Raw genomic sequence first — 23,249 nt, forward strand, 5'->3', positions numbered from 1 at the left:
CGACACGGGGTTCACTGTGGTGTGCACTGTGATCAGGAGGCGCAGGCGTCGGTGAGCGCGCCGAGCACCTCGGCGGCGGTCACCGGGTCGATCGCTTCGCCCGGCAAGGGCTCGGCGTAGTCGGGGTGGCGGTTCGCGGTCGTGGCGAAGTGGACGGAGACGAGGCGGTGCAGGCCGTCGGGGTCGGGGCTGAAGTCGGTGACGGGCGGATCGATGTCGACCAGGAGGCAGCCGCCGGAGACCTGTCGCACCAGCGGGTGGACGTACTCGTGGTCGTCGGGGCTGCGGTACTGGCGCATGATCGGGACGGCGTCGGCGAGCGCGCCGAGCCGCACCGTGCGACCCTCGAACCGCCGGAGGCGGCCGGTCGCCCGCTCGTCCTCGGTGAACGCCGGCGTGGGGCGGGTCAGCTGCGGGAAGGGCTGGAGGATCGCGTAGTCGCGCAGGATCTCGGTCCAGGCGGCGACTTCGGCGGGGATGAGCGCGGGGTGGGCGATCAGGACCCGGGCGTCTTCGGGCAGCTCGAAGCGGTGTTCGTCCACATCGGAGAGACTGCCGTCCTCGGCAATGCGGAAGCCCGTGACGCTGCGGCCGTCGTCGGCGGCCCATACGACCCGCCTTGCGAGGGTCGACATGACCGGGTGCGCGGCGAGACGGCGGAAGTCGGCGGGAGTGCGGGTTCGTCGGTCCATCATAGACTTCTCGAGGCGGGCCTCCTCGTGGCGGACGAGGCGTTCGAGGTCGGCGAGGAGCCGCCTGTACCGCTTGCGGGAGGCCTCGGCGGTGGCCTTGTCGTCGCGGACGCCGGGGGCGGGGAGGGTCTTGCGTTCGCGTCCGGCCGGGTCGAACAGGCGCGGGTTGAGGCGTTCGTCGAATTGGACGCGGAAGCGCCTGTGGCCGTAGTCGATGGCTAGGGTCTCGGGGTCGGCGATGCCGAGGTCGGGGATGAGCCGGTCGGCGAGGGCCTCGGGGTCGGTGCCGTGTCGGGCCGCGAGCCGGGCGGCGAGGCCGCGGGCGAACCCGGTGGTGGCCGGGAACTTGTCGAGGCTCCCGAAGCGGTGGACCGTCGCGAAGGCGCTGGCGGTGCCGATGTGGGCGAGTACGGTGAGGCCGAGGCGGGCGCGGTCGACGTGGCTGTGGCCGGCCCAGTCGTCGACGTGGCCGTCGAGGAGCACCGCGGTGGCGTCGGTTCCGAAGCAGCCGAGCTGGTCGACGGCCCAGGAGTCGGCCGAGGGGGCTCCGGTCGAGAGCCACAGTTCGAACAGGGCGATGCTGAAGCGCTCCAAGGACTCGGCGTCGCAGTGGTCGCGGACGGCTTCGGCGCCCGGGTAGGGCAGGCGCGGCGACCAGAGCGACAGGGCCGCGATGAGGTTGACGACGGCTTCGTGCGGGAGCACGGCGGAGCCGTCTCTCAGCGTCACCGGCGGCAGCATGCGCGCATCGGCCCAGTCCCCCGGTTTCGGGGCGGTGCCGAGCGGCACTTCGGGAGGGGTGTCGAGCAGGTCGCGGACGGCGGCGACGGCGTCGGGATCGTATTGGGCCGCAACGGCTTCCAGTACCGCCGCGTCTCCGGCGATCCGCGCCGTGTATCGCAGGGCGGCCTCAGCGGCCGGGCGGGTCCGCTTGTCGCCGCCGAGGGCCGCCGGCGTGAGCAGGGGCGCGGCGTGGGCGCCGTGGCGGTCGAGCCAGTCGAGGGCGTGGACGCGCCCGGATTTGAGGCGCACGAGCCAGTCGGCGGCCCGGTGCGCGGCTTTGGCGCTGCGGACGGGCACGAGCGCGGCGCCGTACGCGGGTTTGCGTGCGATCTTCTCCACGACCGCGTCGGCGACGGCGACCCCGCCGCGGGCGAGCTCCGAGAGCACGACCGACTGGAGTTCAAGCGAGGCGCGGTTTCGGACGTCGCCGACGACCTCAGCCCAGTAGGCCTCCTCGTCCCACTCTCGGAAGGCGGGCCGGATCGCCATGGCCCGCTCGAATTCCTCAGGCTCCCAATGCAGCGTGACTTCGGTGGGCGGCTCGAGGCCTTGCAGCGGCACGGCGGCCTTGCGGGCCTCGCGCCACGGCGGGCTGACGAGCACCGGCGGGAGGCGGTCGGCGGTCGCCTCGGAGAGCGGGCCGGCCCCGAGCAGCCCTTCGACCGCTTCGCGCGCTTCGGGTTCGAGCAGGTCCAGGATCGCCTCGTCGACGGCGGGTCGCAGGACGCCCGCGAGCTTCCACCGTTCGGCCGCCGAGTATCCACCGAGGCGCGGCGGCGTCAGGCGCGCGGCCCGCAGCGGGAACCGGGACACGGCCTTCACCAGCGCCTCGACCACCTGCGGTTCGCCGATCCGGTCGAGCAGGTGGGCCATCGCCTCGTCGCTCGGGATCGCGGCGATACCGTCGAACAGCTTGGCGCGGACGGTCCCGCCGATGCTCTTGTACTTGAACGTCCCGACCAGGACCGGCAGCGCATCGGCGCCGAGGTTCGCGACGAGCTCGGGGACGGTCCCCTCGTTCAGGTCGCTGATGTCGATCTTCTTCCGGCCCAGGCGCTTCAAGTGGTCCGGCGTTCCCACGAACCGCCACGGCCCCTCCAGCGAGATCGCTTCGACCGCACCGGATCTGATGTCGTCGCAGGCGTCGTCGACCCACTCGTGCTCGTCGGGCAGGAGGAACGCGGCGGCCAGCCGCCGCCCGGGGGTGCCGCGCCGGGCGCCGACCGCGGCGACGACGCGCGCGTACTCCTCAGGACCGGCGTTCGCGATCATAGCCCGCAGCCGCGGGACCGGCCCCGTCGGCCGCATCCAGATCGACCAGTTGCCCTCCGACGCGGCCGGGGCTCGGCGCGGGAACTCTCCTTCCGCGCCCCAGACCTGGTCGTGCGAGAGCCCTTCGACGAACGCGGCCGCGGCGAACGCGAGGCCGTGGAGGCGGGTCCACGCCTCCACTTCCTCCCGGTAGTGGATGGTGTCGCGGTGGTGGTAGTCCACCAGGCGGCTCCGGACGTGGCGCAGTTGCGCGGAGACCAGTGAGAGGCCGAGCGGGGTCGCCTCGCCGCGCAGGTAGCCCAGGGCGCTTTCGGCGAGGTCCGGATCGGACTCGGGGTCCTCCCAGGCCTCGATGGCGGCGTCCCGGTGCTCCTCGACCAGGTCGCTGAACCACGCGGCGGTCTCCGGCCCGGGCTCGAACGGGTAGCGGACGCCGTTGCCGGGGCGAGCGGTGACCAGGGACCGCTCGATCCATTCGGCGGGGACGGTGAACCGCGCTTCGCTCGCGGCGTCGTACATGCGCTCAGCTTCCCGTCGTGCGGCCGCCGGTGAGACGGTCGAGGGTCAGCAGGATCTCGGAGGCGGTCACCGGATCAAGACTGTCCATGATGGATTGTGCATGCGCACCGTCGACGGTGTCGTGGAACTCCCCTGTAGACCAGCGCAGTTCGAAGGTCTGCGGCGGCATGTTCTCCAGCGCGCCGGCCCAGAAGCCCTCGGAGACGTGCATGACGAGGGAGCCGCCGCCGGGCAGCGGGAAGTACAGGCCCGGTTCGACCCCGGCGTCCTCGGGGTGGCTCCGGATCCAGCCGCGCGCGGTGAGGCCCAGGAGCGCGCCGGTCTCGACCTGGACCTTGTCGTAGCGGGTCACCTCCCCGGTGCCGAGCTCGTCCTCCGTGAACTCCATGACCGGGCGGCCGAGCTGCGGGAACGGCTGCAGGATCTCGTAGTCCGCGAACACCTGCCCCCAGTCCGCGAGGGCCGCCTCGTCCAGGTGCAGCGGGTGGGCCAGCCGGATCACCGCGTCCTCCGGGAGGTCGATCGCGTCGTCGGCCGCATCGGAGTACGTGCCGTCCTCGGCGAGCCTGAACGCGGTCTGCCGGCCGTCTGCGACGGCGAGCCACAGCACGCGGCGCGCGAGGTGCGCCATGAAGGCGTGCTCCGCGAAGCACAGCCGGAACTCGGCGGGGGTCCACGTGCGGGCCGCGACCATGGCCGCTTCGAGGCGGCGCACCTGGTCGGCCGCGACGGTGCGGAGGTCTTTGCGCAGCAGGGAGAACCGGCGGTACGCCGCCTCCGCGGCCTCGGGGTCGTCCTTCGCGCCGGGCTTGGGGAGGCTCTTGCGGGGCTTGCCGGCGTCGTCGAAGACGAAGGGCTTCAGCTGCTCGTCGAAGCCGACGGTGAAGGCGCGCGGGCCGTAGTCGAGCACCAGCGCGCCGGCCTCGCCGAGCCCGAAGTCGGGCACCAAGCGGTCGGCCAGCTGGTCCCGGGTGAGGCCGAGCTCCGCGGCGATCGCGTCGATCTGGCGCCGCGCCTCCTCCTTGAGGCCCTTGAACTTCACCCGGTCGGCGATGCCCTGGATGGCGCGCAGCGCTGTCTCGGTGCCGATCGCGCCGAGCACGGCGAGGCCGGTGACCGCGCGCTTGTGCTGGCCCTCGCCGGGCCACTCGCGGATCATCGGGGCGAGGCGGCGCACAGTGTCGTCATCGGCGAACCGGGCCAGCTGGGTGAGCGTCCAATTGCCCTTCGCCTGGGAGCCGTTCGCGATCCACAGTTCGAACAGCGCCCATGAGAACCGCGTGAGCGAGGCCGGGTCGAACAGGTCTACGACCACTTCAGTTCCCGCGTAAGGCAGGTCGGGATTGGTCAGCGACAGCACGGTCACCAGGTGGGGCAGCGAGGCGGCGGGGAGCGCCCGCTCGCCGCCGCGCAACAAGACCTGCGGCAGCAGCTCCGGGTCGGCGAGCCCATCCGTGCTCGGCAGCTTGCCTTGGGGTTCAAGGGGGTCGCGGTCGACCAGTTCGCGGATCGCGGTCGCGGCCTCAGGGCCGAACACTCCGGCGCCCTCGGCCACCGCATCGAGGCCGTGCCGCGCCGCGAGGTGCACCAGCGCAGCCTCGGCCGCCTGGCGGGCCTTCTTGTCGGTGCCCAGCGCGTCGGGGACGAGCATCGGCACGGCGTCGAGGCCATGGCGTTCGAACCAGCGGATCGCGCTGACGCGGGCGGTCTTGAGCCGGAGGAGCCAGTCGGCGGCGAGCCGCGCGGCCGCGGCGCTGAACATCGGCGGCAGCGCGGCGTGGCGCTCGGTCCTGGTCCGCAGCGCGACGGCGATCCGGTCGATCGCCTCGTCGCCGAACCGCCACAGGACCTGCTGGAGCTCGTCGCCGATCGTGTAGCCGCATGCGCCGTCCCACTGTTCGAAGAGTGGACGCGAGAGCTCCATCGGCGCCTCGGCGTAGAAGGCCGGGTACCGGAGGACGTACTCGCCGCCGTGGTGCTCGAGCCGCCAGCGCCAGGTGTCCTCGCGATGGAAGGGCCGGTACGACTCCCGTTCGGCGCGTTCGCCGTCGCTCCATTCGAGACGCTTGGCGTCCGGCGGGGTGAGCCCGGCGATGACGACCTGCTTCCGCTTGGGCCGCTTGACGGTCCAGGGCGGCGCGGTCAGCAGCGGCGGCAGGGTCGCCGGGTCCGCCTCCGGTATCGGGGCGGCCGCGTCGAGCACACGCTGCATGTCGGCCAGCGCCGTTGCGGAGAGGATTCCGGCGTCGATGCGGCGGACGATCGCGGTGAGCCGGGGCGAGGTCTTCGTTCGGGCCGCGGCGCTGAGGAATGGGGCGGGGAAGCGCTCGGCCGACGCCGTGGCGGCGGCCGCGACGAGGGGTTCGTTGAGCCGGCCGATGAGGTGGCCGATCGCCGCGTCCGTCGGCAGGGACGCGATGGCGCTGAGCAGGGTCCGGCGTGCGCCCTCTGCCGGCTTGCGGCGCAGGGTCTCGGTGAGGACCGGCAGGCTCGCGGGTCCGAGGTTGTCCACGATCGCGGCGACCACGGCGGGCGGGCAGTCGTCGGCGGGGAGCGCGTTCAGGCCGGCCCGGGCGAGGAGCGCCGGGTCGTCGGCCGAGAGCCACAGCAGCGGGTCGGGCCGGCGGTGGCCGTCGGTCTGGAACTGCCGGTACTCGTCGCAGGACTCGGCGACCCAGTCCCGTTCGCCCGGGAGCAGGAACGCGGCGGCGAGGCGCCGGGCGGGGGTGCCCCGGTGGGCGGCGACGGCGGCGACCGCGGCCGCGTACTCGTCGTCAGCCGCGGCGGCGAGCAGGCCGCGGATCGCGGCGACGCCGTCGGCGAGGTCCTGTCCGATTCCGTAGTAGTAGTGCCATGCGAGTCGGCCTTCGACGAGGTCGGTGGCCGGGATGTCCTCGTCGCGGTAGCGGTAGTACTGGCCCGCGGCCGACATGGTCATGCGTTGGACGGCGGCGCAGACGGCGAACGGCAGGCCGTGGGCGGGTACCCAGGCGTCGAGCTCGGGACGAAGCATCGAGCTCGACTGGCGCTTCTCACTGCCGGCCAGGATCGCCGATGCGGCCGCCGCACCGCGCGGGTCGGCCTCGCCGTCCAGATAGGCGTTCCCGGCCGCGGCGAACGCGTGGTTGCTCGGCTTGGCCAGTGCCTCCCGCAACCGCGGTTCGTACCAGTTGAGCAGCCCCTTGACGCGCTTGGGGGCCTCGGGGTCGAGGGCCACCGGGTCGCCTGGGCGCCGTCCTCGGTGCGGCAGGAGCAGAGGGCGCCAGTCGGCGGGGAGTTCGGGGTGCAGGGGGTTCGCCATGGGGGTCAACTTACACACGAGGTGCGACAGGCCTTCACGTCGACCACTGTGGAGGCGACCGCCCGGGGCGGTCGCCTCCGCTGATGTCACGCGCTCGTGAGGCGTTCGAGGGCCGCCAGGATCTCGGAGGCGGTCACCGGGTCGATGTCGGTGGGGAAGTCGCGGGAAGCGTCGTCCTGTTCGGGCCAGTAGTACTGCTCGCGCGCGGCGAGGCGGACGGCCTCCAGGGTCTGCTCGGTTTCCTCCCCCACGTCGCCGAGCCAGATGCCCGGTTCGAGGGACACGACGAGGTGGCCGCCGGGCACCGGGTAGGAGATGCCGGGCGAGACGCCGCCGTCCTCGGGTGAAGCGCGCTGCCAGCCGCGCGCCGTCATGCCGAGCACGCGGCCCACGTCGACCTTCGCGCCTTCGAAGCGCTTGAGGCGGCCCGTGGCGAGTTCGTCGTCGGTGAACGCGAGGGCGGGGCGGCCGAGCTGGTCGAACGGCTGCAGCACTTCGTAGTCGGCGAAGAGCTCGGCCCAGCCCCGCACCGTGTCGCCGAGGAGGACCGGGTGCGCGATGCGGATGCGCGCGCCCTCGGGGATCTCAGCGGTGTCGTCCTCGCCGTCGCTGAAGGTGCCGTCCTCGGCGATGTGGAAGGCGAGGCGGTCGCCGTCGGTCTCGGCGAGCCAGACGAGGCGGCGGGCGAGGTGCCCGGTGAGGGGGTGCTCGACGAAGTACCGCTGGAACTCCTCCGCGGACCAGTCTCGGCCGGTCGTCATCGCGGTCTCGAGGCGTCGCACCTGGTCGGCGGCGACGCTGCGCAGTTCCTTCTTCAAGGCGGTGAAGCGCTGGTAGGCGTCTTCGGCGAGCTCCGGGTCGTCCTTCGCGCCGGGCTTGGGGAGGGTCTTGCGGGGCTTGCCGTCCTCGTCGGTGACGTACGGCTTCAGCTGCTCGTCGAAGGCGACGAGGAACTTGCGCGGCCCGTAGTCGAGGACGAGCGCGGACGCCTCGCCGAGCCCGAAGTCGGGCACGAGCCGGTCGGCGAGCTGCTCGCGGCTGAGCCCGAGGTCTTCGGCGATGCGGGTGATCTGGCGGCGCGCTTCTTCCTTGAGCGCCTTGAACTTCACCTTCTCCGAGATGGTCTGGATCGCGCGCATCGCGGTCTCGGTGCCGATCGCGCCCAGGATCTCCAGGCCGGTGACGGCCCGCTTGTGCTGGTTCTGGCCGGGCCATTCGCGGATGCGCGGGGCGAGGTCCCACACGGTCGCGTCGTCGGCGAAGTGCATGAGCTGCGTGAACGCCCACGAGTCCTTCGCGGGCGAACCGATCGCGGTCCACCGCTCGAACAGGGCCCGGCTGAAGCGGGTGAGGGAGGCGCGGTCGCAGTGCTCGGCGACGACCTCGATCCCGGGGTAGGCGTAGTCCGGGGTTCCCAAGGCCAGCACGGTGATCAGGCGCCTCACCGCTGCGTCGGGCAGCGCGTGCTCGCCGTCCTTGAGCTGCACCTGCGGCAGGACCGCCGGCGACGCCCAGGTGCCGGGCTTGGGGACCTGGACGCGCGGCTCCAGCGGGTCCACGTCGAGCAGTGCCCGGATCGCTTCGGCCGCTTCAGGACCGTAGGTCGCGGCCCCCGCCGCGACGGCGTCCCGGCCGTGCCTCCCGGCGAGGAACACCAGCGCGACCTCGGCGTACGAGCGGCGCTTCTTGTCCGCGCCGAGGGCGTCGGGCACCAGGTAGGGCGCGACGGCGATTCCGTGCCGGTCGAGCCAGCGGACCGCGCTGGGGCGGGCGCCTTTCAAGCGGGCCAGGCGTTCGGCGGCGATGCGGGCGGCGGCGAGGTTGAGGATCGGGCCGGGCAGTTCGTGGCAGGTGTGCTGGGAGGCGGGGAGCACGAGCACCTGGTCGATCACGCGCTCGCCGAACCGGGCGAGGATCCGCTGCAGCGCGACGGTGGCGCCGGGGTTCGCCGCGGCGTTCCAGGCGCCGAGCAGCCGTTCGGCCCTCTCGGCATCAGCGAAGGCGAGGAAGCTGAGGAAGTGCCAGTCGTCGGGCGACGGCTCGGGCAGTTCTGTCCAGTACTCGTCGTCGGGGTCGTAGTAGTAGTCGCGGACTCCGCTCCAGGCCTCCTGCTCCCCCGCCGCCCAGACGAGGCGCGCGGCGGGCGCTTCCAGGCCCTCGATGACGACGGGTTTCGCCTTGGGGCGCTTCACGGTCCACGGCGGCGCGACGAGGAGCGGCGGGAGGTCGGCCGGGTCCGCGTCGGGCAGGCGCCCGGAGTCGGCGAGGAGGTCGGCGAGGGCGGCACGGTCGTCCTCGTCGAGGTGGGCGCGCAGGTCGGCGTCGACGAGATGGGCGACGGCGTGGAGCCACGGGCGCAGCGCGGGCGACGCGTTCGGGGCGAGGCGGGCGGCGGTGCGGAGGGTGCGGACGGGGAAGCGGGCGGCCGTGTCGGCCGCCGCTTCCCACACGTTCGGCTGGTCGAGGTGCTCGAGGACGAACGCGGCGGCCTCGTCGCTCGGCATCAAGGCGATCGCGCGGAACAGGAGCTTGCGGAAGTCGGCGTCGTAGTTCTGCGTGTCCGCGTACGAGTCGAGCAGCACCGGCAGGGCCACGGTGCCGAGGCCGCCGATCAGGGCCGCGACGTTCGCGTAATCGACCTGGTAGTAGTTCGCGAGCGAGAGCGTGCCCGCGGCCGCCAGATGCTCACGGCGGCTGACGCAGTGCCAGATCAGGTCGTCGGCCTGCGAATCGTAGGCCCGGGCCTGCGCGAACTCGGCGCAGGCCTCAAGGACCCACGCGTCCTCGCCCGGGAAGAGCAGCATGGCGGCGATGCGCTTGGCGCCGGTGTCCCGGTGCTCGGCGACGGCCGCCACGACCTCGGCGTACTCGTCGTCAGGGAGCGACGCGAGGAGCGACCGCACCGCCGCGATCCCGCCGTACAGCAGTTCGTGCACGCACGTCTCGGGGTGCTCGGTGTCGTGGTGGAAGACGACGCGCTCGGCGATGGCGCCGCCGCCGTACCAGTGGTTCGTGGTGGGGGCGATGGCGAGGCGTTCGACGGTGGCGACCAGCGCGAAGACCGTGCCGTGCTCGTGGAGCCAGAAGTCGAGCTCGGGGCGCAGGTACGACTCGGAGGAGCGGCCGTCGTAGTCGAGGATCAGCGCCGCGACCGCGGCCGCGCCGCGCGGGTCGGCCTCGCCGGCGAGGAACGCCTCCGCGTCGGCGGCGTACGGCTCGTTCTCCGGCTTCGCGAGCGCGGTGCGGACCTTGTCGTACCGGGCGGCGATCTTCTGGCGCTGGCGCCCGACCACCTCGGGGCCCGCGGGCGAAAACGGCCTCCCGGCGCGCTTCCCGCGCCACGGCAGCAGCTTCGCCTTCCAGGCGGCGGGCAGCGCGAGCTGGTCTTCTTGGGACGCAACGTCGTTCATAGGGGTCCTTCGTCAGGGAGCATTGCCTGAGACCATAGAGCGGCGGTACGACACCCCCTCGCGAACCCTGGAGACGCCGCAGGCCCGGCCGTTCGGCCGGGCCCGCGAACGGCAGTCCTACATGAGGAAGGAGTCGACCGCCAGCGCGAGGAACAGCAGCGTCAGATAGCTGGTGGACCAGTGGAACAGGCGCATCGGTTTGGGGTCCTCGCCGCGGTTGACGCGGCCGAGGAGCTTGTGGCACTCGAGCACGAACAGGCCGCCGGTGACGACCGCGACGATGCCGTAGAGCCAGGTCGTGCCGGGCTCGAGGAACATGGGCACGACGGAGACGGCGAGCATCGCCCAGCCGTAGACCACGGACTCGATGGCGACGCGGCGGGCGGGGGCGACGACCGGGAGCATCGGGATGCCTGCGGCGGCGTAGTCGTCCTTGAACTTCATGGCGAGCACGTAGAAGTGCGGGGGCTGCCAGAGGAAGACGACCGCGAACAGGATCCAGGCCATCCAGGACATGTGGCCGGTGACGGCCGCCCAGCCGATGAGCACGGGGGCCGCGCCGCACGCGCCGCCCCACACCGTGTTGTACGGGGTGGTGCGCTTGAGCCAGATCGTGTAGACGACGTCGTAGTAGACGATGGCGCCGAAGGTGAGGAGCGCGGCGAGCCAGTTGACGAGGAAGCCCATGCCGAGGACCGCGATCGCGCCGATGACGAGGCCGAAGACGAGGGCGTTGCGCGGCGGGATCTGGTGCTTGGCGAGAGGGCGCCGCGAGGTGCGGGCCATGAGCTGGTCGATGTCGCGGTCGATGTAGCAGTTGATCGCGTTCGCCGACCCGGCGGCGAGGGCGCCGCCGATGAGGGTGGCGAGGACCGCTTTGAGCGACGGCAGGCTGTTGTGCTCGATGCGGGCGGCGACGAGCATCGCCGGGATGGTGGTGATGAGGAGCAGCTCGACGATCCGCGGTTTCGTCAGGGAGACATAGGCACCGACGAGCTGCCGCAGGGACGGCTTGGCCGGGGCCTCGCCCTCGGGCGCGGGCAGTTCGATTCGCTTGCGGGCCTGGGGCCGGGGGCGGTCGGCCAGGGCGCGGGTCGGGTCCTCGTTCATCACCGCCCACCATACGGGCCGTGAGGTGGTGGCCTGGGCCGGGGTTGGGGGTCCCACCTGGGCTTCTGTGATGCGAGACTGGCTCGTGGGCGGGTTCACAACCCGCGAAATTCCGCCCTCCGAGAGACTGCGCATAAAGTTCAGCCTGTGTAGGTAGGGTCAGAAGGCACACGTCAATGGCCCAAATACGACGAGTATCAAGGAGTATCCCAGTGGCACAGTTCGAGTGGACCGAGCTCGACCAGAAGGCGGTCGACACGGCGCGGCTGCTCGCCGCCGACGCGGTGGAGAAGGCCGGCAACGGCCACCCCGGCACCGCCATGAGCCTCGCTCCGGTCGCGCACACCCTGTTCCAGAAGGTCATGCGCCACGACCCGAGCGAGCCCGACTGGGAAGGCCGCGACCGCTTCGTGCTCTCGTGCGGCCACTCCAGCCTGACGCTGTACGTGCAGCTGTACCTCCACGGCTACGGCCTGGAGCTTGAGGACCTGAAGAACCTGCGCCAGTGGGGCTCCCTGACCCCGGGCCACCCCGAGGTGGGCCACACCGCCGGCGTTGAGACCACCACCGGGCCGCTCGGCCAGGGCCTGGCGACCGCCGTGGGCATGGCGATGGCCGCCCGCCGCGAGCGCGGCCTGTTCGACCCCGAGCCGGCCGTGGGCGAGAGCCTGTTCGACCACTTCGTGTACGTCATCGCCTCCGACGGCGACATCGAGGAGGGCGTGACGCACGAGGCCTCCGCGATCGCCGGTGTGCAGGAGCTCGGCAACCTCGTGGTCGTCTACGACGACAACGAGATCTCAATCGAGGACGACACCAAGATCGCCCTCGGCGAGGACGTGGCCCAGCGCTACGAGGCCTACGGCTGGCACGTGCAGACCGTCGACTGGAAGTCCGGCGACGAGTACGAGGAGGACCCGAAGGCCCTCTTCGAGGCGATCGAGAAGGCCAAGGCCGTCAAGGACAAGCCCTCGCTCATCCGCCTCAAGACCATCATCGGCTGGCCCGCCCCCAAGAAGCAGAACTCCTACGCCGCGCACGGCTCCGCCCTGGGCGCCGAGGAGATCGCCGCGACCAAGGAACTGCTCGGCTTCCCCGCCGACCAGTCGTTCTACGTGGCCGACGACGTCCTCGCCCACACCCGCGGCTCGATCGAGCGCGGCCAGGCCGACCGCTCGGCATGGCTGGCCGACTTCAACAACTGGGCCGCCGAGTACCCCGAGCGCAAGGCCCTGCACGACCGCCTCTGGGCGGGCGAGTTCCCCGAGGGCTTCGAGGACGCGTTCCCGGTGTTCGAGGCCTCCGAGAAGGGCGTCGCGACCCGCTCGGCCTCCGGCAAGGTCCTCTCGGCGCTCGCGCCGGTCCTCCCCGAGCTGTGGGGCGGCTCGGCCGACCTGGCCGGCTCGAACAACACCACGATGGACGGCGAGCCGTCGTTCCTGCCGCTGTCGCGCCAGACCAAGGCGTACCCGGGCAACCCCTACGGCCGCACCCTCCACTTCGGCATCCGCGAGTTCGCGATGGGCACGATCCTCAACGGCATCAAGCTCCACGGCCCGACCCGCCCCTACGGCGGCACGTTCCTCGTGTTCTCCGACTACATGCGCGGCGCGGTCCGCCTCGCGGCCCTCATGAAGACCCCCGTGGTCTACGTGTGGACGCACGACTCGATCGGCCTCGGCGAGGACGGCCCGACCCACCAGCCGGTCGAGCACCTCGCCTCGCTGCGCGCCATCCCCGGCCTCGACGTGATCCGCCCCGGCGACGCGAACGAGACCGCCGTGGTCTGGAAGACCCTCCTCGGCAAGACCGACCGCCCGGCCGCGCTGGCGCTCACCCGCCAGAACATCCCGGTGTTCGACCGCTCGAAGTTCGCTCCGGCCGAAGGCGCCGCGAAGGGCGCGTACACCCTCCTCGACACCGAGGGCACCCCCGACGTGATCCTCATGGGCTCGGGCTCCGAGGTGCAGCTCGCGGTCAAGGCCGCCGAGACCCTCGCCGGCGAGGGCGTCAAGGCCCGCGTCGTGTCCGTCCCGTCCATCGAGTGGTTCGACGAGCAGGACGAGGACTACCGCGAGTCCGTGCTGCCCAAGGCCGTCAAGGCCCGCGTCTCGGTCGAGGCCGGCATCGCCCTGTCCTGGCGGGACCTCGTGGGTGACGCGGGAGTCAGCGTCTCCCTGGAACACTTCGGTGCCTCCGCGCCGTTCGAGAAGTTGTACGAGGAGTTCGGCATCACCGCCGCCGCCGTGGCGGACGCCGCCCGCTCCTCCATCAAGAAGGCACAGCAGTAGCAACGTCGAAGAACTAGCTGGAAAGCTGGAGGAACACCGATGAGCGCGAACGAGAACCTCGCCGGACTCTCGGCGGCGGGAGTCGCCGTCTGGTTGGACGACATCTCGCGTGACCGCCTGGAGACGGGCAACCTGAAGGACCTCATCGCCGGGTCGTCCGTCGCGGGCGTCACCTCGAACCCGTCCATTTTCGCCGCGGCCCTCTCCAAGGGCAACGCGTACGACGAGCAGATCGCCGACCTGGCGGTCCGCAAAGTGAGCGTCGATGAGGCCGCTCGCGCCATCACCACCTTCGACATCCGCTGGGCGGCGGACGTCCTGGCCCCGGTCTTCGAGACCACCGGGGGCCAGGACGGCCGCGTGTCCATCGAGGTCGACCCGCGCCTCGCCCACGAGACGCAGGCGACCATCGCCGAGGCCAAGGCCCTGTGGTGGGCCGTGGACCGGCCGAACACGATGATCAAGATCCCCGCCACCCGCGCCGGGCTCCCCGCCATCACCGCCACCATCGCGGCGGGCATCAGCGTCAACGTCACCCTGATCTTCTCGCTCGAGCGCTACCGCGAGGTCATGGACGCCTACATGGCGGGCCTCGAGTCGGCGAAGGCCGCCGGGCACGACCTGTCGCAGATCCGCTCCGTCGCCTCCTTCTTCGTGTCCCGTGTGGACTCGGAGATCGACAAGCGGCTCGACGGCATCGGCACCGACGAGGCCCTCGCCCTCAAGGGCAAGGCCGCGATCGCCAACGCCCGCTTGGCCTACCAGGAGTTCGAGAACGCCTTCGCGTCCCCGCGCTGGGCGGCGCTCGCCGGGGCCGGGGCCGTCCCGCAGCGCCCGCTGTGGGCCTCCACTTCGGTCAAGAGCCCGGACTACCGCGACGTCATGTACGTCGAGGACCTGATCGCGCCCGGCACCGTCAACACGATGCCCGAGGGCACCCTCAAGGACTTCGCCGACCACGGCGAGGTCGAGGCCGACACGATCCGGCCCTCCTACGCGGACGCCGCGACCGTCATGCTCGAGCTCGAGCGCGTCGGCGTGGACTACGACGACGTGGTGCAGGTCCTGGAGGATGAGGGCGTGGAGAAGTTCATCGTCAGCTGGAAGCAGCTCCTGGACCAGATCGAATCCCAGCTCAGTGAGAGCGGAGAACAGAAGTGAGCGATCCGATGGGCAAGATGGAAGCCGCTGGGGGCCTGGCGGTCACGACCGGCGTCGACGTGAACGCCGCCGTCGAGCGGCTGCGGGCCGAGGGCATCCCCGCCAAGGTCGCCGCCAAGGACGCCACACTGTGGGGTCCCGACGCCGAAGCAGAGGCCGCGATCAGGCTCGGCTGGGTCGACACCTTCGTCAAGTCGAAGGAACTCCTCGCGCCGCTCGCGAAGCTCCGCGCGGAACTCGGCGAGCAGGGCGTCGACCACATCGCCCTCGCGGGCATGGGCGGCTCCTCGCTCGCCCCCGAGGTCATCTCCCGCACCCTCGACCTGGGCATCAGCATCCTCGACACCACCGACCCCGGCCAGATCCTGGCCGAGCTCGGCGAGGCCAAGCTGCGGCGCACCGCCGTCGTCGTCTCCTCCAAGTCGGGGTCCACCGTCGAGACCGACTCCCAGCGCCGCGCCTTCGAGAAGGCGTTCGAGGCCATCGGCGTCACCGAGCACGCGGGCCGCTTCGTGTTCGTCACCGACCCCGGCTCCGCGCTCGAATCGCTCGCGAACGAGCAGGGCTCGCACCTGTTCCTCGCCGACGCCACGGTCGGCGGCCGCTACTCGGCGCTCACCGCGTTCGGGCTCGTCCCGACCGCGCTCGCCGGCGCCGACGTCTCCGAGCTGATCGACCAGGCGGAGGCCTTCGCGGCCACCATCGGCAGCGAGGACGACGACCCGGCGGTCGTGCTCGGCGCGGTCATCGCGGCCAAGCCGACGATCACCATCGCCGACGACGGCACCGGCGTCGTGGGCCTGGGCGACTGGGCCGAGCAGCTCATCGCCGAGTCCCTCGGCAAGGACGGCAAGGGCACGCTCCCGGTCGTCCTCGAAGGACCCGCCGCGGCGGGCGCGCGCGGCTCCGACCGCGTGTACGCCACCGTCGGGGGCTCCTCCACGGGCCTGCCGACCTCCGGTTCGGCGCTGGCGATGCCCGACGTGGTCGTCAACGGCCCCTTGGGCGCCCAGTTCCTCGCGTGGGAACTCGCGACCGCGTACGCGGGCTACCTGATCGGCATCGACCCGTTCAACCAGCCCAACGTCACCGAGTCGAAGAACAACACCAACCGCATCCTGGCCGACGGCCTGCCGGAGGAGCGCCCGCACGCGGTCGACGGCGCGGTGGAGATCTACGGCTCGCACGCCGGGACCGTCGCCGGCGCGCTCGGCGAGCTGATCACCGACGCGGACACCGCCGACGCGTACATCGCGGTCATGGCCTACCTCGACCGGATCGACGACGCCGAGGTGGCGAAGCTCCGGGCCGAGCTGGCCGAACGTACGGGCGCGCCCGTCACGTGGGGCTGGGGGCCGCGGTTCCTGCACTCCACCGGCCAGTTCCACAAGGGCGGCCGCCAGACCGGCGTGTTCCTGCAGATCACCGGCGCCGCGGCCGAGGACCTGGACATCCCCGGCCGCGACTACACGTTCGCCGGGCTCCAGGCCGCGCAGGCCGCCGGGGACCGCCAGGCCCTCGAGTCGCGCGAGCGCCCGCTCGTGCGCCTGCACCTGACCGACCGCAAGCGCGGCGTCAACCAGCTGCTCCACGCTGTGAGGGAGCTGAGCTAGATGGGCACCACCCTGCACACCAGCAACCCGCTCCGCGACCCGGCCGACCGGCGCCTGCCGCGCATCCCCGAGCCCTGCGCTCTGGTGATCTTCGGCGTCACCGGCGACCTCGCGAAGAAGAAGCTCATCCCGGCCGTCTACGACCTCGCCAACCGGGGCCTGCTCCCGGCGTCGTTCGTGATCGTCGGGTTCGCCCGCCGCGACTGGGGCGACGAGACGTTCGAGGAGATGGCCCGCGAGGCCGCCAAGTCCCACGCGCGCACCCCGTGGCGCGAAGAGGTCTGGGCCCGCCTGGCCGGCAACTTCAAGTTCGTGCCCGGCGCGTTCGACGACGACGAGGCGTTCGACAAGCTCGACGCCACCGTCGACGAGCTGCGCGTCTCGCACGGCATCGTCGGCAACGCGGCGTTCTACTTCTCGATCCCGCCGCTGGCGTTCCCGACCGTGCTCAAGCAGCTCAAGCGCACCGGCATGTCGGACAACCGCCAGGACGGCGGCGGCTGGCGCCGCGTCGTGGTCGAGAAGCCCTTCGGCGAGGACCGCAAGTCCGCGGCCGAGCTGAACAAGCTCGTCGACGACGTCTTCACCGCCAACGACGTGTTCCGCATCGACCACTACCTCGGCAAGGAGACGGTGCAGAACATCTTCGCGCTGCGCTTCGCGAACGCCATGTTCGAGCCGATCTGGAACTCCAACTACGTCGACCACGTCCAGATCACCATGGCCGAGGACGTCGGCATCGGCTCCCGGGCCGGGTTCTACGACGACAACGGCGCGGCCCGCGACGTCCTCCAGAACCACGTGCTGCAGCTCCTGGCCATCGCGGCCATGGAGCAGCCCAACGGGTTCGAGGCCGAGGAGATCCGCACCGAGAAGCTGAAGGTCCTGCGGGCCATCAAGCTCCACGACGACCTCGAGGCCACCGCCATCCGCGGCCAGTACGCGGACGGCTGGGTCCAGGGGCAGCCGGTCAAGGGCTACCTGTCGGAGGACAACATCCCGCCGACCTCCACCACGGAGACCTACGCGGCCGTGCAGCTGGGCATCCAGAACCGGCGCTGGAACGGCGTGCCGTTCTACCTGCGCACCGGCAAGCGCCTCCCCAAGCGGGTCACCGAGATCGCGGTGGTCTTCAAGGAGGCCCCGCACATGCCCTTCGCCGACTACGACACCAAGACCCTCGGTAACAACCAGCTGGTCATCCGCGTCCAGCCGGACGAGGGCATCACGGTGAAGTTCGGCTCGAAGGTCCCGGGCACCGGCATGGAGCTGCGGGACATCTCGATGGGCTTCGGCTACGGCGAGACGTTTACCGAGTCCAGCCCCGAGGCGTACGAGCGGCTCATCCTGGACGTGCTCCTGGGCGACAAGACCCTGTTCCCCGACGCGCAGGAAGTCGACGCCTCCTGGGCCGTCGTCGACCCGCTCGAGGAGTACTGGGCCAACACGAAGCCCGAGCCGTACGAGTCGGGCACCTGGGGCCCGTCCGGCGCCGACCTGATGCTGCAATCGTCCGGCCGCCGCTGGCGCCGGGCCTAGAAGGGGAGTCCTGGAATGCACTTGAAGGACACCACCACCGGCGAGATCATGAAGACGCTGGGGAAGCTTCTGCACGAGGTCGGCGGCGCCTCCGGGCTCGCCCTCAACCTGGTCGCGCTGACCACTGAGGACGAGCGCGAAGAGGTCGAGAAGGCCGCCTCCTTCGCAGCGCAGGAGCACCCGTACCGGCTCATCATGGCGATCCCGCGGGACGTGGACGCCGCCGAGCCGCGCATCGACGCCGAAGTGACCGTGGGCGACCGGCTCGGCTCGGCCGAGGCGATCATCCTGCGCCTCGACGGACCCGCCGCCGCCCACCTGACCTCGATCGTGCTGCCGATGCTCGCGTCGGACGTCCCCGTCGTCACCTGGTGGCTGCTCGACCCGGTCCGCTACGGGCTGGAGCACGAGCTGCGCAGCTTCGCGGACCGCCGCATCACCTACTCGGCCCGCGCGGCCGACCCGGTGCAGTCGCTCTACCGCCGCGCCGAGTCGTACGCGGCCGGCGACACCGACATCTGCTGGACCCGCATCAGCCTGTGGCGCTCGCTCATCGCCAGCGCCTTCGACGGGGTGACTCAGGCGGTCGAGAAGATCACGGTGAAGGCGGACGACGACGACCCGTCGGCGCAGCTGATGGCCGCTTGGCTGCAGACTCGCCTCGGCGTCGCGCCGGAGATCGTCGACACCGAGGTGGAGCGCAACTCCGAGCACCTGCCCGCGATCGCCTCCGTGGCGTTCACGATGGCCGGGGGCGAGACCATGGAGGTCGAGCGGACGGCGGACGGCTCGACCGTGCTGCGCCAGGCGGGGCTGCCGAAGCGCCGCCAGACGCTGCAGGGGCGCACGCTGGGCCAGCTGCTCGCGGAGGAGCTGCGGCACATCGACCCCGACACCGCGTACCGGAAGGTGCTCGACACTTTCCAGGAGCACTACGCGGCCGAGCGGGCGAACGCATGAGCCGCTCTGGCGCGGTGATCGTCCACAACGACGCCGACGTGCTCGCGGAGGCGGTGGCGGCGCGGCTGCTCAACCGGCTCGCGGACGCGCAGGCGCACCGTGGCGAGGCGTCGATCGTCCTGACGGGCGGGCGGATCGCGGCGAAGGTGTACCAGAACATCCTGGGCTCGCCGATCCGAACGGTCGTGGACTGGTCGAAGGTCGACTTCTGGTGGGGCGACGAGCGTTTCCTGCCGTCGGGCGACCCGGAGCGGAACGAGACGCAGGCGCGGGAGGCGTTCCTGGACCACCTGCCGGTGGACCCGGCGCGGGTGCATCCCATGGCGGCCTCGGACGCGGTGGCGACGCCTGAAGCGGCCGCGGAGCTGTACGCGGCCGAGCTGGGGCCGCAGGTGCCCGCGTTCGACCTGCTGCTCTTGGGCATCGGCGAGGACGGCCACGTGGCGTCCCTGTTCCCGGGGAACCCGGCGCTGGAGGCCGAGGGCGCGGTCGTGGGCGTTCGCAACTCCCCCAAGCCGCCGCCGGAGCGGGTCTCGCTGACGATGTCGGCGATCAACGGCGCGACGGCGGCGTGGATCATCGCTTCGGGCGAGGGTAAGGCCGAGGCGGTCGATGAGGCCCTGTCGAAGGGCGAGCTGCCGGCGGGTCGCGTGAAGGCGGTGGGCCACACCAGGTGGCTCATCGACAAGGACGCGGCGTCGCACTTGAAGCACCTGGAGTTCTAGGCGAAGCGCGAGGGCCGGCCGGGATCGTTCGATCCGGGTCGGCCCTTCGTCGTACCGGCAGTGCGCCGCCCCCCACCTAGCGACGCGGTGCCTCAGCGCCTGTCAGAACAGCGAGCGTTCGCCGCGGGCGGCGGCGCGGGCGGCGAGGGCTTCGGCGAGGAGGTCTTCGGCCTCTTCTTCGCTGCGGCGCTCGCGGACGTAGGTGAGATGGGATTTGTAGGGCTTGGCGGTGCGGCGTTCCGGAGGGTTGTCCTGGTCGGGGCTGGCGGGCCAGCCGCAGCAGGTGCAGTCCCATTCCTGCGGGACCTCGACGTAGAGCGCGAACGACAGTGCGGTCTCGTGTCCGTTGGCGCACCAGTACTTGATGTGCTGGCGGGGTACCGGCTCGCCGCGTTCCGAGTGGAGGCCCGGGGTGGCGCCGATGCGAGTGCCTCGGATGGCCTGTCCGTTGGACATATGTGTGATCGCTCCTCACAGACGGGGGATCTTGTGTGGATGTCGACCGGACACGGGTGCAGCGGGGAGCCTGCGGGAAGGGACCGCGCGACTCCCCTGAGCGTCGCCGTGGAGTCACCGGTCGGAGCGGCTGGGGCACCGTCCTCGGCAATTCTATGACGTAACGCACACACTGTAAAGACTGTCGCGAAATGGTTTCACATAACGGCCGGGGCCGTGCGATCCCGCACGGCCCCAAACCCTTTCCGTCGGTTCAGGCGACCCGGCGTTCGCTCGGCAGCTTCGCCTTCGTGAACACGAGCGCGCCCAGGGCCGCGACGAGCGGCACCGCCAGCAGCATGATCGCGAAGCTCGCCCACGGCAGCTCCCAGCCGTACAGCGTCGCGAACGGGTAGCTCGCCTGGAGCGGGCGGTTCAAGGTCTCGCGGATGAGCGCGAACCCGACGAACCCGGCCACGGTCCCGAGCCCGGTGCCGAACACCGCGATGACGACGCTCTGCCACATCGCGAACCGCTTGCGCAGCCCCGGAGCGGCGCCCACGGCGCCGAGCACGGTCATGTCGCGCCGCTGCTCGGCGACGATGAGGCCCGTCGAGACCGCGGTGGCCCCGAACGCGATAAGGGCGCACAGGCCGGTCACGGCCAGCACGAGGTAGGCCATGAACGGGTCGGTGTAGTCGGCGACCGTGACGGCCGCGTACGCCTCGCCGTCGGCGATGGTCTGGAAGAAGACCGCCTCCAACGCCTCCATGTCGGCCGCATCGGGCTCAGTGGAGGTCGAGACCAGGTAGTGCTGCCGTGATGGCGAAACCTCCATGCCCATCGCCTCGGCCGCGCCAGGGCTCAGGAACATCTGGTCCAGGCCGAGCTGTCCCCTCTCGACGGCCATCGCCGGCAGCTCGAGGTACTTCTGCTGCGGCTCGCTCGAGCTGCTGCCGTCGCCGTTCCAGAAGGTGATCTGCTGCTGGAGCCGCACCGTGCCCGCATCGGTCACCGCCCACTCGTCCGCAACGAGCAGGCCGCCTTCCTCCAGGACCGCGACGGCCCGGTCCAGTTCCGCGCCTTCGAGATCGGTGTAAGCGGCGACGACCTCGGGGTCGGTCGACCCTGGGAGGTCCTCGACGTAGTTCCACGACTCGGAGAGCAGTTCGTCGCAGCGCGGGTCCTGCCGCGCGGCCACGATCGCGGCGGCCTCGGCCGCTTCGGTCGAGCGGTCGGCGTCCCAGTACGAGCATTGGTTCTCGTCAGGTCGCACGGGTCCCCACGCGCAGTTGACGTCCTGGTCCGGTTGATCGGCGGCGACGCCGCAGCCGCCCCAGCCCGAGTACTCCGGGACCGGGGTGAGCTCAAGGTCGCCCAGGCGCGACCGCAGGTGCGCTTCAGCTTCCGTCAGGGCCGCGTCCCAGTCAAGGGGGTCGTCCTCGGAGACGTCGCCGATCGTCAGCATCATCGTCCCTTGCGGGAGGATCCGCTCCTGATCTTGGACGCGCCGGACCTCCTCGGCAGTGGCGATCATGGAGAAGGCCATCCCGGCGGCGACCACGCCGATGACAGCGGCGATCGCCGAGGCGGCGGAGCCGCGATTGCGGCCGGCCTCCCGCATCGCCATGCGGGGTGAGACGGGCAGCCACCGGCCGAGTTTCGCGACGGCCGCGAGCAGCGCGGGCGTGGAGGTGACCAGGCCCAGCTGGGTCAGGACGATCGCCGCGGCCATGAGCGGCAGGCTCCACAGCACCACGCCGCCGATCCCCGCAGCCACACCGGCGCCCGCGACGACGAGTCCGATGACCATCCAGCGCCTCGTCCCCCGGTTGCGGGACGTGCGGCCCGTGAGCGCTGCGATGACGTTGACGCGGGACGCGCTGATCGCGGCGGTGAGCGCGGCCAGCAGTCCGGTCGCAATGGCGGCCAACACGAGCGCCACCTGCAGCACGGGCATGACGCGCAGACCCGCGGTGCGGTACCCGATCAGTTGCTCCAGCCACGGCATGCCCGCCGCGACCAGCCCGATGCCGATCGCCAGCGCCAAAACGGCGGCGACGATCCCGAACAGGAGGCCGCCCGCCAGGACGGTGTTGCGGATCTGCTGCGGTGTCGCGCCGTTCGCGCTCATGAGCGCGAACTCGCGGGTGCGCCGACGCGCGCTGATGGCGAACGCCGGACCCGCGAGGAGCACGACCTCCATCACGACGGCGACCACCATGAGCCCGTAGATCATGAGCTGCGCTTGGTCGACCCCTGCGGACGACTCGGTGTACCCGGGTCCGGGCGGTTCGTGCAGCAGCGAGCCGGCCCAGACGGTGACCCCGAGTTCGTTGAGCGCCAGCGCCTGGTCCTTGGTCAGCGTCTCAGGCGTGTCCAGCAGCCAGCCGGTCGCGGTCGACGGGATCGAGTCGGCGATCACGAAGGGCGTGTTGAGATTCCACGGCACCTCGACGATGCCGGTGACCTTGAGCGAGTCGGGGAGGCTTTCGTCTTCGACGACCAGGTCGTCGCCGACCCCGATGCCGAGGAGATCCGCCGCGGCCTCGTTGATGACGGCCTCGCCGCTGCCCGGCGCCGAGCCTTCCAGGTATTCGAGCCCGGTGGCGACGTAGCGCTCATCGCTCAGGTCGTACCCGTAGCCCTGGAGCTGCCCGAGGCCGTCGGGTGTCTCCGCCTGCAGCGTGGTGCCTTCCTTCCGCAGGCTGTACGGGGCGATCGCGGAGCCTTCAGGGAGCGCGGCGAGGATTTCGCTGTCGGCGACGGGACGCTCGGCGTCCCCGTCCGTACCGGCGGGGACGTCGTAGATGATCCACTGGGAGTTCCAGTTCTGCTGCTCGATCGGCACGCCCGGGAGGGCGATCTCGATGTACGCGTCGTTCGATCCGAGGTACTGCGCCGCGGTCTCCTCCTCGGAGAGCCGGGCCGTGTCGAACGCGCTGGCGCCGATGGCGACGCCGAGCAGCGGCAGTCCCAGCAGGGTGATCGAGAGCGCCGAGCGCCCCTTGTAGCGCCACGCTTCGCGGCGCGCGATCCGGAAGGCCAGACGATGAGACCCCAGCATCACTGCGCCCCTTCGAGCAGCGCGTTGCGTCCGGCGAGCGGCGCGGCCTCGTCCACGATCCGGCCGTCGCGCAAGTTCACCACTCGGTCAGCCCAATTGGCGTGCCGTGCGTCGTGGGTGACCAGGAGTCCGGCCGCGCCCGCGTCCACGCGGCGGCGCAGCAGCTTCAACACCTCCTCGCCCGTGTGCGAGTCGAGCGCGCCGGTCGGCTCGTCCGCCAGCACCAGGCGCCGCTCGCCGATCAGCGCCCGGGCGATGGCCACGCGCTGGGCCTGTCCGCCGGAGATCTCATCGGGGAACCGGTCGGCCTGCTTGACATCGAGCCCGACCTCTTCGAGGGCCGCGAGCGCCAGCTTGCGGGCCTTGGAGGA

Annotated in this window: 13 protein-coding genes; 6 read left to right on the forward strand and 7 right to left on the reverse strand. The window is 71.5% G+C overall.

Annotation, left to right across the window (positions count from 1 at the left end; genetic code table 11):
- Positions 1 to 32 precede the first annotated feature (32 nt).
- The 4 genes from J5V16_RS10470 to J5V16_RS10485 all read right to left on the reverse strand — a co-directional run bounded on the left by J5V16_RS10470 (position 33) and on the right by J5V16_RS10485 (position 11,087).
- Positions 33 to 3,266 (reverse strand): DUF4132 domain-containing protein, encoded by a 3,234-nt coding sequence (locus tag J5V16_RS10470; protein ID WP_208496157.1) that lies wholly within the window; start codon positions 3,264 to 3,266, stop codon positions 33 to 35.
- Between the two features lie 4 nt (positions 3,267 to 3,270).
- Complete coding sequence (locus J5V16_RS10475) at positions 3,271 to 6,567, reverse strand: DUF4132 domain-containing protein (protein ID WP_208496158.1); 3,297 nt, start codon at positions 6,565 to 6,567, stop codon at positions 3,271 to 3,273.
- A gap of 86 nt (positions 6,568 to 6,653) precedes the next feature.
- The gene (locus J5V16_RS10480) at positions 6,654 to 9,977 is read right to left on the reverse strand and encodes a DUF4132 domain-containing protein (RefSeq protein WP_208496159.1); all 3,324 of its coding nucleotides are present in this window, start codon (positions 9,975 to 9,977) and stop codon (positions 6,654 to 6,656) included.
- A 117-nt stretch (positions 9,978 to 10,094) separates the two neighbouring features.
- The gene (locus J5V16_RS10485; RefSeq protein WP_208496160.1) at positions 10,095 to 11,087 is read right to left on the reverse strand and encodes a heme o synthase; all 993 of its coding nucleotides are present in this window, start codon (positions 11,085 to 11,087) and stop codon (positions 10,095 to 10,097) included.
- 176 nt (positions 11,088 to 11,263) lie between these two features.
- On the opposite strand from J5V16_RS10485, the gene tkt reads away from it, so the two are divergent.
- Genes tkt through pgl form a run of 6 tightly spaced genes read left to right on the forward strand, consistent with a single transcriptional unit; the run spans position 11,264 to position 19,376 of the window.
- On the forward strand, positions 11,264 to 13,378 hold the full coding sequence (gene tkt, locus J5V16_RS10490) for a transketolase (protein ID WP_208496161.1): 2,115 nt from the start codon (positions 11,264 to 11,266) through the stop codon (positions 13,376 to 13,378).
- A 39-nt stretch (positions 13,379 to 13,417) separates the two neighbouring features.
- Entirely contained in the window at positions 13,418 to 14,539 is a 1,122-nt protein-coding gene (gene tal, locus J5V16_RS10495) for a transaldolase (protein WP_208496162.1), read from the forward strand.
- Complete coding sequence (locus J5V16_RS10500; RefSeq protein WP_307792919.1) at positions 14,536 to 16,152, forward strand: glucose-6-phosphate isomerase; 1,617 nt, start codon at positions 14,536 to 14,538, stop codon at positions 16,150 to 16,152. The genes tal and J5V16_RS10500 overlap by 4 nt, the downstream gene beginning before the upstream one ends.
- Complete coding sequence (zwf, locus tag J5V16_RS10505) at positions 16,153 to 17,691, forward strand: glucose-6-phosphate dehydrogenase (RefSeq protein ID WP_208496163.1); 1,539 nt, start codon at positions 16,153 to 16,155, stop codon at positions 17,689 to 17,691.
- A 15-nt stretch (positions 17,692 to 17,706) separates the two neighbouring features.
- Entirely contained in the window at positions 17,707 to 18,651 is a 945-nt protein-coding gene (locus J5V16_RS10510; RefSeq protein WP_208496164.1) for a glucose-6-phosphate dehydrogenase assembly protein OpcA, read from the forward strand.
- A complete protein-coding gene (gene pgl / locus J5V16_RS10515; RefSeq protein ID WP_208496165.1) occupies positions 18,648 to 19,376 on the forward strand; it encodes a 6-phosphogluconolactonase in 729 nt (242 codons plus the stop codon). Before J5V16_RS10510 ends, pgl begins: the two co-directional genes overlap by 4 nt.
- A 102-nt stretch (positions 19,377 to 19,478) precedes the next feature.
- Here pgl and J5V16_RS10520 read toward each other — a convergent pair whose 3' ends face one another.
- From J5V16_RS10520 to J5V16_RS10530, 3 genes are all read right to left on the reverse strand, one after another.
- Entirely contained in the window at positions 19,479 to 19,832 is a 354-nt protein-coding gene (locus tag J5V16_RS10520; protein WP_205325702.1) for an RNA polymerase-binding protein RbpA, read from the reverse strand.
- Positions 19,833 to 20,085: 253 nt separating this feature from the next.
- Positions 20,086 to 22,878 (reverse strand): FtsX-like permease family protein, encoded by a 2,793-nt coding sequence (locus tag J5V16_RS10525; protein WP_208496166.1) that lies wholly within the window; start codon positions 22,876 to 22,878, stop codon positions 20,086 to 20,088.
- The coding region (locus J5V16_RS10530; protein ID WP_208496167.1) for an ATP-binding cassette domain-containing protein at positions 22,878 to 23,249 on the reverse strand (372 nt) is incomplete at its 5' end. The genes J5V16_RS10525 and J5V16_RS10530, both read right to left, overlap by 1 nt.

Source organism: Glycomyces niveus (assembly GCF_017592475.1).
GTDB classification, from domain to species: Bacteria; Actinomycetota; Actinomycetes; order Mycobacteriales; family Micromonosporaceae; genus Glycomyces; species Glycomyces niveus.

What these genes read in the sequence shown, in the direction of transcription:
- J5V16_RS10520 (WP_205325702.1), bottom strand. Translation starts at nt 19,832, where the DNA reads ATGTCCAACGGACAGGCCATCCGAGGCACTCGCATCGGCGCCACCCCG.
- J5V16_RS10475 (WP_208496158.1), bottom strand. Translation starts at nt 6,567, where the DNA reads ATGGCGAACCCCCTGCACCCCGAACTCCCCGCCGACTGGCGCCCTCTG.
- J5V16_RS10470 (WP_208496157.1), bottom strand. Translation starts at nt 3,266, where the DNA reads ATGTACGACGCCGCGAGCGAAGCGCGGTTCACCGTCCCCGCCGAATGG.
- tkt (WP_208496161.1), top strand. Translation starts at nt 11,264, where the DNA reads ATGGCCCAAATACGACGAGTATCAAGGAGTATCCCAGTGGCACAGTTC.
- J5V16_RS10525 (WP_208496166.1), bottom strand. Translation starts at nt 22,878, where the DNA reads ATGCTGGGGTCTCATCGTCTGGCCTTCCGGATCGCGCGCCGCGAAGCG.
- J5V16_RS10510 (WP_208496164.1), top strand. Translation starts at nt 17,707, where the DNA reads ATGCACTTGAAGGACACCACCACCGGCGAGATCATGAAGACGCTGGGG.
- tal (WP_208496162.1), top strand. Translation starts at nt 13,418, where the DNA reads ATGAGCGCGAACGAGAACCTCGCCGGACTCTCGGCGGCGGGAGTCGCC.
- J5V16_RS10485 (WP_208496160.1), bottom strand. Translation starts at nt 11,087, where the DNA reads ATGAACGAGGACCCGACCCGCGCCCTGGCCGACCGCCCCCGGCCCCAG.
- zwf (WP_208496163.1), top strand. Translation starts at nt 16,153, where the DNA reads ATGGGCACCACCCTGCACACCAGCAACCCGCTCCGCGACCCGGCCGAC.
- J5V16_RS10480 (WP_208496159.1), bottom strand. Translation starts at nt 9,977, where the DNA reads ATGAACGACGTTGCGTCCCAAGAAGACCAGCTCGCGCTGCCCGCCGCC.
- pgl (WP_208496165.1), top strand. Translation starts at nt 18,648, where the DNA reads ATGAGCCGCTCTGGCGCGGTGATCGTCCACAACGACGCCGACGTGCTC.